This window comes from Streptomyces sp. TAA204, assembly GCF_000424965.1.
This window is the reverse complement of the sequence record NZ_AUKW01000011.1, coordinates 187,818-199,339: the sequence shown is the minus strand read 5'-3', so window position 1 is coordinate 199,339 and position 11,522 is coordinate 187,818. Positions and strand designations below refer to the sequence as shown.

Genomic DNA, 11,522 nt, shown 5'->3' with positions numbered 1-11,522 from the left:
ACGCGCGGCGGGGCTTCTGCGAGGTGAACGGCCCATGGACCGGCACTGCGGAGGCCGGGCCCGGCATGCTCAAGAGCGTGTGCGCACCTGTGATGTGAACCGTCACCCGGACCAGGGGTGGGGGTTGCCCCCGCGGACTGCGTATGGTCGTACCCGTGTTGGAGGAGATGCGGATCAAGTCCCTGGGCGTGATCGACGACGCCGTCGTCGAACTCTCCCCCGGCTTCACCGCGGTGACCGGTGAGACCGGAGCGGGCAAGACCATGGTCGTCACCAGCCTCGGACTGCTCCTCGGCGGGCGTGCCGACGCCGCCCTGGTACGGGCGGGCGCGAAGGCCGCCGTCGTCGAGGGGCGGATAGTCGTGCCCCCTCACTCACCCGCCGCGCTGCGTGCGAGCGAGGCGGGCGCCGAACTCGAGGACGGTGAGCTGCTCGTCAGCCGTACCGTCTCCGCCGAGGGCCGCTCCCGTGCCCACGCGGGCGGGCGGTCCGTCCCCGTCGGGCTCCTCACCGAGCTGAGCGACGACCTCGTGGCCGTGCACGGTCAGAGCGACCAGCAGGGGCTGTTGCGTCCCGCCCGGCAGCGCCAGGCCCTGGACCGCTTCGCGGGTGAGGCCGTCTCCGGGCTGCTGGCCTCCTGGTCGACGGCGTACCAGCGGCTGCGCGGCGTCAGCGCGGAACTGGACGAGATCACCACTCTCGCCCGGGAGCGCGCGCAGGAGGCCGACATGCTCCGTTTCGGCCTGGAGGAGATCGCAGCGGCCGAACCGCGGGCGGGTGAGGACGCCGAACTCGCCGCGGAGGCCGAACGGCTCGGTCACGCCGAGTCCCTCGCCTCGGCGGCCACCACCGCTCACGGCGCCCTCGCGGGCGATCCCGCCGACCCGGAGAGCATGGACGCAGCGGCCCTCGTCTCGGCCGCGCACCGAGCCCTGGAGGCCGTACGGGCCCACGATCCGGCTCTCGCCGCGCTCGCCGACCGGCTCGGTGAGGTCTCCATCCTGATGGGCGACGTGGCGGGTGAACTGGCCGGCTACGCCGACGACCTGGATGCCGACCCGCTGCGGCTCGCGGCCGTCGAGGAGCGGCGCTCGGCGCTCACGCAGCTCACCCGCAAGTACGGCGAGGACGTCTCCGCCGTCCTCGGCTGGGCCGAGGAGAGCGCGGCACGGCTCGCGGAGCTGGAGGGCGACGACGAACGAATCGGTGAACTGACCGCCGAACGCGACGCGCTGCTGTCCGAACTGACCGGCCTGGCCGAGCAGTTGACGCATTCCCGTACGGACGCGGCGAAGCGGTTCGCCGAAGCGGTCACCGAGGAGCTGTCCGAACTGGCCATGCCGCACGCCCGCGTCACCTTCGCGCTGCGGCGTGCCGACGCGGCCGAGGGCGCCTCCGGGCTCCCGCTGGACGGGCGCAGCGTGGCCTTCGGACCGCACGGCACCGACGAGGTGGAACTGCTGCTCGCCCCCCACCCCGGCGCCCGGCCCCGGGCCATCGCCAAGGGAGCCTCCGGAGGTGAACTCTCCCGCGTGATGCTCGCCGTCGAGGTCGTCTTCGCCGGCTCCGACCCGGTGCCGACGTACCTCTTCGACGAGGTCGACGCGGGCGTCGGCGGCAAGGCGGCCGTGGAGGTCGGCCGGCGCCTGGCGCGTCTGGCCAGGTCGGCGCAGGTCGTGGTCGTCACCCACCTTCCGCAGGTCGCCGCCTTCGCCGACCGGCATCTCGTGGTGGAGAAGACCGATGACGGCTCGGTCACGCGCAGCGGCGTCCAGGCGATGGAGGGCGAGGACCGCGTACGGGAGCTGTCGCGGATGCTCGCGGGGCAGGAGGACTCCCGGCTGGCGCGGGCGCACGCCGAGGAACTCCTGGAAGCGGCCCGCGCGAGCAGCTGAGCCGCGGGCGCGCGGCAGCGGCTCAGCTGCCGTGCGCGGTGCGGCCGTGCGCCGTGCCGGCTGCGCGGGGCGGGCGCATCGCCGCGGCCAGCCGCCGGACGGGGTGAACGCGCAGCACCAGGCGTCATCCGGGTGGGTGATACCTGTACCGTACGGGCGCGGTGTGCCGCACCTGTGACCGAGGTGTGGCGCCGGGGAGGCGCGAACGGCTGGCATGCTGGGCGCGGCCCCCTCCGTACGCGCGCACGCGCCCTCCCGTGCGTGTGTTCCCGGCCGCCCAGCCTGCCGTCCGTTGTCGCCGTCTTGGAGTTCGACCCGTTGTGAGCCGTCCCCCCACACCGTCCCCGCAGTCCGTCGGCCCGCCGCCGCACGCCGTCCAGGTGGTGGACGGCGCGAGCGCCGGCACCGGGGCCCATGTGCGTTCGCTCGCCGAGGGGCTCGTGGCGCGCGGGCTGCGGGTGACCGTCTGCGCCCCGCCGGCGGCGGAGGCCACGTACGGCTTCACGGACGTCGGAGCCCGGTTCGCCCCGGTCCCCGCGGCCACGGAGCCGGAGGGTGCCGCTGCGCTCCGCCACCTGTGCGCGGACGCCGACCTGGTGCACGCCCACGGTGTACGTGCCGGCCTGCTGGCTCTCTGTGCGCTCACCGTCTCGGGGCGGCGGCGCCGGGTGCCTCTCGTCGTGACCTGGCACCACCGCGGTCTGGCCGCGGGTGTGCGGGCCGGAATGAGGCGGCTGATGGAGCTGCGGGTGGCGCGGAGCGCGACCGTCGTCCTGGCCGCCACGACCGACCTCGTCGACCGGGCCCGGCGGCGCGGGGCGAGGGACGTGCGGCTGGCGCCGGTCGTCCTGCCGGGCCCGTGCCGGGAGGCTCCACCGGAGCCGCGTGCCGCGGTCGAGGGGCGGGAGAACCACAAGGTGCGAGCGGAAGTGGGCGCAGTGGCCCGTCCGTTGGTCTTCTCCGTGGGCCGCCTCGACGGCCTTCACGGCTACGGCACGGCGCTGACCGCCTCCCGTGCCTGGCGGGACCTCGACCCGCAGCCGCTGCTGGCCATCGCGGGGGAGGGGCCACAGCGGGCGCGGCTGCAACAGCGCATCGACGAGGAGGATCTGCCGGTGCGTCTGCTGGGACGGCGCGACGATGCGTTCGAGTTGCTGGCCGGTGCGGACGTGGCGCTGCTCACCTCCCGCTGGGAGGGGCGTTCTCTGCTTGCCCAGGAGGCGCTGCACGAGGGGGTGCCGCTGGTGGCCACGTCGGTCGGGGGAGTCCCGGAGATGGTGGGAGGCGGTGCCGTGCTGATTCCCTACGGCGACGCGGAGGCGCTCGCCGGTGAGGTGAGAGGGCTGCTGGCCGACCCGGCGCGGCGTGAGCGTCTGGTCGCGCTGGGCCGCGCGTGTGCCGCGACATGGCCGACGGCGGAGGCCACGGTCGCGCACGTGCTGAGCGTCTACGACGAACTGGCCGCCCGTCCGGCGACGGAACCCACGGCCTGACGCTGCGGGGGCGCCGGCCTCAGCTGGAGTCCCGTACGACGAGCGTCGCGGGTGTCACAACCGGAGCGGGCGGCTGCCCCTCCGGGGCGAGACCGATGCGCCTCAGCAGCAGTTCGGCCATCATCCGGCCCATGCCCTCCACGTCCTGTCTCACGGTCGTCAGGGCGGGCTCGGCCCACGCCGCAGGTTCCAGGTCGTCGTAGCCGACGACGGCGACGTCCCGCGGCACCCGGCGGCCGTGGGCGCGGAGCGTACGCAGCGCGCCGGAGGCCATCAGGTCGTTCCCGGCGAATACGGCGTCCAGGTCGGGCGCGCTGCTCAGCAGCCGGGACATCGCCCGCTCGCCGCCCTCGGCCGTGAAGTCGCCCTGTGCGACGAGTGCTTCGTCGCGTTCGTGGGGGGTGATGCCGAGAGCGTCGCAGTAGCCGTAGAGCCGGTCCAGGGCGGAGGTCTGGTCGAGGGGCCCGTTGATGACGGCTATTCGGCGGCGTCCTCGCTGAAGCAAATGAGCAACGGCCTGGCGGGCGCCGCCGCGGTTGTCCGTGTCGACGTAGAGGAGCGCGGGGTCCTCGGCTGCACCGGGCCAGCCGGGGCGTCCGCCGAAGACCGCGGGGAGGCCCGTGTCTTCGGCCATGGCCGGCAGTGGGTCGTCGCCGTGCAGTGAGAACATCAGGGCGCCGTCGACGTGTCCGGCCGACAGGTACCGTCCGATGCGTGCGTAGTCCTTCTGCTGCTCCAGCAGGATCAGCAGCAACTGCATGTCGTTGTCGGACAGTTCACGGCTGATACCGCGCAACTGCTGGGCGAAGAAGGGATCGGCGAAGACCCGTCGCTCCGGCTCGGCGATGACGACGGCGACGGCTCCGGTACGCCGGGTGACCAGGGTCCGGGCGGCGTTGTTGGGCACGTACCCCAACTCCTCGACGGACAGCCGCACTCTCTCGCGGACCTCCGCCCGTACGCCCGCACCGCCGTTGACCACCCGCGACACCGTCGCCCGGGACACCCCGGCGTGGGCCGCGACGGCCTCCAGCGTGGGCCGGGAATGGCGAAAAGTGTGCACCGACAACTCCTTTTCTTTTCTTAGGTCTTGACCAATCACCGATCTCTGGGCACCGTACATGTCCATGACGTGAGAGCGCTCTCACCCCCCACGAACGAGGAGCGTAGGTCATGCTTTTCAAGAACGGCAGACGGCGCTGGGCAGTCGCTGGTGTCGCGATGCTCGCGGCCGTAGGCACATACGTGGCCCCGGCGGCCGCACAGGAGGACGGCAGCGCGAAGCCGTCCCAGCAGAAGGCGGCGGCCCTCGCCGAGGTCTGGCGCACGGACTTCGACGGAGATGCCGGGACCCTCCCCTCCAGCGAGGACTGGATCATCGACAAGGGGCACAGCTATCCGGGCGGGGCCCCCAACTGGGGTACCGGCGAGGTGCAGGAGTACACCGACAGCCCGGAGAACGTGCAGCTCGACGGCGAGGGCCACCTGAAGATCACCGCACTGAAGGACGGTGACAAGTGGACCTCCAGCCGCATCGAGACCCAGCGCACCGACTTCGCGGCCCCCGAGGGCGGTGTGATGCGCATATCGGCGGGCATCAAGCTGCCCGACGTCTCCGGCGAGGAGGCCCTGGGCTACTGGCCCGCCTTCTGGACCCTCGGTGAGGACTTCCGCGGCAACTACCAGAACTGGCCCGGCGTCGGCGAGTTCGACATCATGGAGAACGTCAACGGCGAGAACACCACCCACGGCGTGCTGCACTGCGGCACCAACCCGGGTGGGCCGTGCAACGAGTCGACCGGCATCGGCCAGGCACGCGAGTGCACCGGCTCCTGCAAGACGGAATTCCACGAGTACGCCCTGGAGCTGGACCGCAGCGGCGAGACCGAGGAACTGCGCTGGTACGTCGACGGCGAGCAGTACCACTCCGTCAAGGAGACCGACCTGGACGCCCAGACCTGGGCCGACGCCACCGACCACGGCCACTTCATCCTGCTGAACCTGGCCATGGGCGGAGCCTTCCCCGACGGCGTCGCCGGTCAGCAGACACCCGTCGCCGCAACCCAGCCCGGCCATTCCATGACCGTGGACTACGTGTCCGTCGAAAGCAGCACCGGAGGTGCCTCCAAGTGATCAGCCGCAGGTCTCTCATCCGTGGTGTCACAGCCGCAGCCGTCGCCGCGCCCGCCGCCGGGCTCCTGGTGACCCAGGCGGGCGCCGTGACCCGCAGGCCGGCGGGCAGGGCCGCAGCCATGCCGCTGAAGATCGTCAACAACAGCGGTGAGTACGACAACACCTCGGTCCACGTCTACATCGTCGGCAACGACGGCACCAACCAGGTCCGCGTCACCCCCGAGGGCGAACTGAAGCCCGTCGCCATCGGGGACAACGGCGAGGACGGCTTCACCGACTACGCGATCCCGCTCGCGGCCAGCGGTGTGACGACCCTTCAGCTTCCGGAGATGTCCGGGCGCATCTACTTCGCGCTGGGCGAAAAACTGAAGTTCAAGGCGGTCGAAGGCGGCGACGGCAAGGCCGCGCTCGCCTACCCGGCGGCCTGGGTCGAGTCCGACCCCAACTTCGGGGTGATGCACGACTGCGCCGAGTTCACCTACCGGGACGGCGCGATGTACTGCAACACCACCATGGTCGACATGTTCAGCGTCCCGCTCTCCATCCAGCTCAAGGGGGACAACGACCAGACGGCCGGCAAGCTGAAGCAGGGAGCGCGGGACAAGATCTTCCAGGACGTCGGCGGCGCCGAGGGCTTCTCCGATCTGGTGATCGACGACAAGCGCGTCATCGCGCCGGGTCACGGCATGGGCGCGGGGAAGTTCTCGGAGAGCTACTTCGACGGCTACATCGACGAGGTGTGGAGCGCGTACTCCGGCAAGGACCTCGTCGTCACGACCAACGCCGGCGAGTTCACCGGCAGGGTCAGCGGCGACACGTTCTCCTTCACCGGGCCGGCCGAGGTCTCCTTCTCCAAGCCCACCACGAAGGACGTCCTCTTCTGCGACGGCGCCCTCGCCGCCCCGAACGACGGCACCACCGGGCCCGTCGCCGCGATCCTGGGCGCCGCGTTCAACCGCACCACGCTGCTGACGCACGCGGCCCAGCCCACCACCGACCCCGCCGAGTTCTTCAAGGGGGACACCGTCCACCACTACGTCAAGGCCATGCACGCCGCGACCGAGGACGGCAAGGCCTACGGCTTCGCCTTCGACGACGTCGCCGGGTTCGCCTCCTACATCGAGGACGGAGCGGCCAGCGAGATCACGCTGACGCTCACCCCGTTCTGAGGGCCTGCCCGAAGGGCCCCGGAACACCCGTACGCCCGCTGCCGGACTCCACCGGACAGCGGGCGTACGCGCGTCAGCCGACTGCCTCGCCGGTTGGTTCCGCCCGCTCAGCCGCCGTAGGCGCCGGAGGCGGTGAGCCGCAGCGCCGTGTCGATCAGCGGCACATGGCTGAACGCCTGCGGGAAGTTGCCCACCTGGCGCTGCAGTTGCGAGTCCCACTCCTCGGCGAGCAGCCCCAGGTCGTTGCGGAGGGAGAGCAGACGCTCGAAGAGCTTGCGCGCCTCCTCGACCCTGCCGATCATCGCGAGGTCGTCCGCGAGCCAGAACGAGCACGCCAGGAACGCGCCCTCCTCGCCCGCCAGTCCGTCGACGTTGCCGTCGTCCCCCTGCGAGGTGGGGTAGCGCATCACGAAGCCGTCCTCCGTGGACAGCTCCCGCTGGATCGCCTCCACCGTCCCGATGACGCGCTTGTCGTCCGGCGGCAGGAAGCCCATCTGCGGGATCAGCAGCAGTGAGGCGTCCAGCTCCTTCGAACCGTAGGACTGGGTGAAGGTGTTGCGCTCCTTGTCGTAACCCTTCTCGCACACGTCGCGGTGGATGTCGTCGCGCAGGTCGCGCCAACGCTCCAGCGGCCCGTCGACCTCGCCGGACTCGATCAGCTTGACCGTCCGGTCGACGGCGACCCACGCCATCACCTTGGAGTGCACGAAGTGCCGCCGCGGGCCGCGCACTTCCCAGATTCCCTCGTCCGGCTCGTCCCAGTGGTCCTCGAGGTAGCCGATGAGCTTGAGCTGGAGCAGCGAGGCGTAGTCGTTGCGGGCGAGGCCGGTCATGTGAGCCAGGTGCAGAGCCTCGGTGACCTCGCCGTACACGTCGAGCTGGAGCTGTCCCGCCGCGCCGTTCCCGATCCGTACGGGCACCGAATTCTCGTAGCCGGGCAGCCAGTTCAGCTCCGCCTCGCTCAACTCCCGCTCGCCCGCGATGCCGTACATGATCTGGAGGTTCTCCGGATCGCCCGCGACGGCGCGCAGCAGCCACTCCCGCCAGGCCAGTGCCTCCTGGTGGTAGCCGGTGCGCAGCAGCGAGGACAGTGTGATCGCCGCGTCCCGCAGCCAGGTGAAGCGGTAGTCCCAGTTGCGCATCCCGCCGATGCACTCCGGCAGCGACGTGGTGGGGGCGGCGACGATGCCGCCTGTCGGGGCGTACGTCAGCGCCTTGAGGGTGATCAGCGACCGTACGACCGCTTCCCGGTAGGGGCCGTGGTACGTGCAGTGGTCGACCCACTCGCGCCAGAACTCCTCCGTGGCCTCCAGCGCGGCCTCCGCGTCCGGCGCGGGCGGGGGGCTCTTGTGGGAGGCCCGCCAGCTGATGGCGAAGGCGACCCGCTCGCCGGGCGCGACGGTGAAGTCGGAGTAGGTGGTCAGGTCCTCGCCGTAGGTGTCGGCCCCGGTGTCCAGCCACACCGAGTCGGGCCCGGCGACCGCGACCGTACGGCCCTCGATCTGCTGCACCCACGGCACGACCCAGCCGTAGGAGAAGCGCATCCGCAGCGCGGAGGTCATCGGCACCCGGCCGCTGACGCCCTCCACGATCCGCACCAGCTGCGGCGCGTGCTGCTCACGGGGCGGCATGAAGTCGATGACCCGGACGGTGCCGCGGGGGGTGTCCCACTCGGACTCCAGGACGAGCGAGTCGCCGCGGTAGCGCCTGCGGTCCGCCCTGGGCGGCTCACCTCCGCCGGTCTGTGCGGGCCCCACCCGCCAGAAGCCGTGCTCCTCCGTACCCAGAAGACTCGCGAAGACCGCATGGGAATCGAAGCGCGGCAGACACAGCCAGTCCGCCGACCCGTCCCGGCCGATCAGGGCGGCGGTCTGCATGTCCCCGATGAGTGCGTAATCCTCGATGCGCCCAGCCACGTGCATCTCCAGTCGAACTGCGGCTCGCCCCGTGGGACGTGCGATGACCTGCGAATTTCCTTACGGCCCGATCCCATCTCCGATCGAGCGTCCGAGCAGGATACGACGGAGCGAAGCCACTTTTCCCACGCTCGCCACAGGACGGATGAGCCGATGAGGTGAGCTTGCGTCAGACCCCTCACCACCCGCAACCGGGCGCTCACGCCGCGAGACGGAAAACGTGCCCGGACGCCCGAATGTGCGGGTCGGAGGGGATGTGCGAGGGTCGCCGCCACGAGCGGTACGGCCGCGGACCGTCGCTGATACGCTGGTCGCCCGTGGACCGGTGGGCGAGAGTTCTCGGATTCGTCCCGAATCTCCGGCACGGCAGCCCCCCGAGCCGCAGCGACGGTATCCCTGAGCACACCCGCCCCGCACCAGTGCGTGGTGAGGTCAGGGGCGCCGGTGCGCACCCCACCTCGCGACCACGGGAGCACCTCTTGCCAACGCCGCCCACAAGCATGACGACCAAGCACCTCTTCGTCACGGGGGGTGTGGCCTCCTCGCTCGGCAAGGGGCTCACCGCCTCCAGCCTGGGGGCGCTGCTCAAGGCACGGGGCCTGCGCGTCACGATGCAGAAGCTCGACCCGTATCTGAACGTCGACCCGGGCACGATGAACCCCTTCCAGCACGGTGAGGTCTTCGTCACCAACGACGGGGCCGAGACCGACCTGGACATCGGGCACTACGAGCGCTTCCTCGACGTCGACCTCGACGGCTCCGCCAACGTCACCACCGGGCAGATCTACTCCTCCGTGATCGCCAAGGAGCGGCGCGGCGACTACCTGGGCGACACCGTGCAGGTCATCCCGCACATCACCAACGAGATCAAGCACCGCATCCGCCGCATGGCCACCGACGACGTCGACGTCGTCATCACCGAGGTCGGCGGCACCGTCGGCGACATCGAGTCGCTGCCCTTCCTGGAGGCCGTACGCCAGGTCCGCCACGAGGTCGGCCGGGACAACGTCTTCGTCGTGCACATCTCCCTGCTGCCCTACATCGGGCCCTCGGGCGAACTGAAGACCAAACCCACCCAGCACTCCGTCGCGGCGCTGCGCAGCATCGGCATCCAGCCCGACGCGATCGTCCTGCGCGCCGACCGCGAGGTGCCGCGCTCCATCAAGCGCAAGATCTCCCTGATGTGCGACGTGGACGACGCCGCCGTCATCGCCTGCAAGGACGCGCCCTCCATCTACGACATCCCCAAGATGGTGCACGCCGAGGGACTGGACGCCTACGTCGTACGGAAGCTGGACCTGCCCTTCCGCGACGTGGACTGGACGCAGTGGGACGATCTGCTGCGCCGCGTCCACGACCCCGCCCACGAGGTCACGGTCGCGCTGGTGGGCAAGTACATCGACCTGCCCGACGCGTATCTGTCCGTCACCGAGGCCCTGCGCGCCGGCGGATTCGCCAACAACGCCCGCGTGAAGGTCAAGTGGGTCACCTCCGACGACTGCCGCACGGCGGAGGGCGCCCGCGAGCAGCTCGGCGACTGCGACGCGATCTGCATCCCCGGCGGTTTCGGCGAGCGCGGCGTGGAGGGCAAGGTCTCCACCATCACCTACGCCCGCGAGAGGGGCGTCCCGCTCCTCGGTCTCTGCCTGGGCCTGCAGTGCATCGTCATCGAGGCGGCGCGGCACCTCGCGGGCATCGAGGGCGCCAACTCGACGGAGTTCGAGCAGGCGACGGCACACCCGGTCGTCTCCACCATGGCCGAGCAGCTCGACATCGTCGCCGGCGACGGCGACATGGGCGGCACCATGCGCCTGGGCCTCTACCCCGCCAAGCTCGCCGAGGGCTCGATCGTGCGGGAGGTCCACGGCGGTGAGCCCTACGTCGAGGAGCGCCACCGGCACCGCTACGAGGTCAACAACGCCTACCGCGGCGAGCTGGAGAAGAAGGCCGGCCTGATCTTCTCCGGCACCTCGCCCGACAACAAGCTCGTGGAGTACCTGGAGTACCCGCGTGAGGTGCACCCGTACCTGGTCGCCACCCAGGCCCACCCGGAGCTGCGCTCCCGGCCCACGCGCCCGCATCCGCTCTTCGCCGGCCTGGTCAGGGCCGCCGTGGCACGGCAGCAGGGCGAGGGCTGAGACATGACGCAGCGAAAGGCTGAAGCACGCGTCGTCGACTCACCGCAGGAGTGGGAGGTCACCGCGACCGAGGTGCCCTTCCGCGGCAAGAAGACCAGCGTGCGCACCGACGACGTGGTCATGCCGGACGGCTCCACCGTGCGCCGCGACTACCAGGTCCACCCCGGCTCGGTCGCCGTCCTCGCGCTGGACGAGGAGGACCGGGTGCTGGTGCTGAGCCAGTACCGCCACCCCGTCCGGCAGAAGCTGTGGGAGATCCCCGCCGGCCTGCTCGACGTCCCCGGGGAGAACCCGCTGCACGCCGCCCAGCGGGAGCTGTACGAGGAGGCGCACGTCAAGGCCGGCGAGTGGCACGTGCTCACCGACGTCTACACCACGCCCGGCGGCTGCGACGAGGCCGTACGCATCTTCCTCGCCCGCGACATCCGCACGGCCGAGGGCGAACGCTTCGAAGTCTCCGAGGAGGAGGCCGACATGGAGCTGGCCCGGGTGCCGCTGGAGGATCTCGTACGGGGCGCGCTCGTGGGGGAGCTGCACAACAACTGCCTCGTGGTGGGCGTCCTCGCCCTGACCGCCGCCCGTTCGGGCCCCGGCGTGGACTCGCTGCGGCCGGCCGGCGCCCCGTGGCCCGCCCGCCCCTTCGAGGAGTAGCAGGGGCCACAGACCGCCGCGCAGCGCCCGCCGGGCGCGCCGCGCGTACCGCCCCCGCCGCCTGCGGTGAACTACGCTCTGTGGGTTCCCGCTCGCGGCAGCGGCGGGTTCGTACGCAGGCGCAGGC

Annotated in this window: 8 protein-coding genes; 6 read left to right on the top strand and 2 right to left on the bottom strand. The window is 71.3% G+C overall.

Annotated features, from left to right (window positions below):
- The first annotated feature begins 143 nt into the window (after positions 1 to 143).
- Positions 144 to 1,895 carry a DNA repair protein RecN gene (gene recN / locus H343_RS0118645; RefSeq protein WP_028432393.1) on the top strand — a complete coding sequence of 584 codons (1,752 nt, stop codon included), beginning with the start codon at positions 144 to 146 and terminating at the stop codon, positions 1,893 to 1,895.
- A gap of 320 nt (positions 1,896 to 2,215) precedes the next feature.
- Positions 2,216 to 3,388, top strand: coding sequence for a glycosyltransferase family 4 protein (locus H343_RS31455; RefSeq protein ID WP_037904223.1), 1,173 nt, complete (start codon positions 2,216 to 2,218; stop codon positions 3,386 to 3,388).
- A 19-nt stretch (positions 3,389 to 3,407) separates the two neighbouring features.
- Here the strand turns inward: H343_RS31455 and H343_RS0118635 are convergent, their stop codons facing one another.
- A complete protein-coding gene (locus tag H343_RS0118635) occupies positions 3,408 to 4,451 on the bottom strand; it encodes a LacI family DNA-binding transcriptional regulator (RefSeq protein WP_028432392.1) in 1,044 nt (347 codons plus the stop codon).
- 110 nt (positions 4,452 to 4,561) lie between these two features.
- On the opposite strand from H343_RS0118635, the gene H343_RS0118630 reads away from it, so the two are divergent.
- On the top strand, positions 4,562 to 5,521 hold the full coding sequence (locus H343_RS0118630) for a glycoside hydrolase family 16 protein (RefSeq protein WP_028432391.1): 960 nt from the start codon (positions 4,562 to 4,564) through the stop codon (positions 5,519 to 5,521).
- Positions 5,518 to 6,690: a beta-1,3-glucanase family protein gene (locus H343_RS0118625; protein WP_028432390.1), complete on the top strand. Its 1,173-nt coding sequence runs from the start codon at positions 5,518 to 5,520 to the stop codon at positions 6,688 to 6,690. The genes H343_RS0118630 and H343_RS0118625 overlap by 4 nt, the downstream gene beginning before the upstream one ends.
- 107 nt (positions 6,691 to 6,797) lie before the next feature.
- Here H343_RS0118625 and H343_RS0118620 read toward each other — a convergent pair whose 3' ends face one another.
- Positions 6,798 to 8,612, bottom strand: coding sequence for a glycoside hydrolase family 15 protein (locus H343_RS0118620; protein ID WP_028432389.1), 1,815 nt, complete (start codon positions 8,610 to 8,612; stop codon positions 6,798 to 6,800).
- A 494-nt stretch (positions 8,613 to 9,106) separates the two neighbouring features.
- On the opposite strand from H343_RS0118620, the gene pyrG reads away from it, so the two are divergent.
- The gene (gene pyrG, locus H343_RS0118615; protein ID WP_028432388.1) at positions 9,107 to 10,744 is read left to right on the top strand and encodes a CTP synthase; all 1,638 of its coding nucleotides are present in this window, start codon (positions 9,107 to 9,109) and stop codon (positions 10,742 to 10,744) included.
- A 3-nt stretch (positions 10,745 to 10,747) separates the two neighbouring features.
- Positions 10,748 to 11,395, top strand: coding sequence for an NUDIX hydrolase (locus H343_RS0118610; RefSeq protein ID WP_028432387.1), 648 nt, complete (start codon positions 10,748 to 10,750; stop codon positions 11,393 to 11,395).
- Positions 11,396 to 11,522: the final 127 nt, after the last annotated feature.

What these genes read in the sequence shown, in the direction of transcription:
- recN (WP_028432393.1), top strand. Translation starts at nt 144, where the DNA reads ATGGTCGTACCCGTGTTGGAGGAGATGCGGATCAAGTCCCTGGGCGTG.
- H343_RS0118610 (WP_028432387.1), top strand. Translation starts at nt 10,748, where the DNA reads ATGACGCAGCGAAAGGCTGAAGCACGCGTCGTCGACTCACCGCAGGAG.
- H343_RS0118620 (WP_028432389.1), bottom strand. Translation starts at nt 8,612, where the DNA reads ATGCACGTGGCTGGGCGCATCGAGGATTACGCACTCATCGGGGACATG.
- H343_RS0118630 (WP_028432391.1), top strand. Translation starts at nt 4,562, where the DNA reads ATGCTTTTCAAGAACGGCAGACGGCGCTGGGCAGTCGCTGGTGTCGCG.
- pyrG (WP_028432388.1), top strand. Translation starts at nt 9,107, where the DNA reads ATGACGACCAAGCACCTCTTCGTCACGGGGGGTGTGGCCTCCTCGCTC.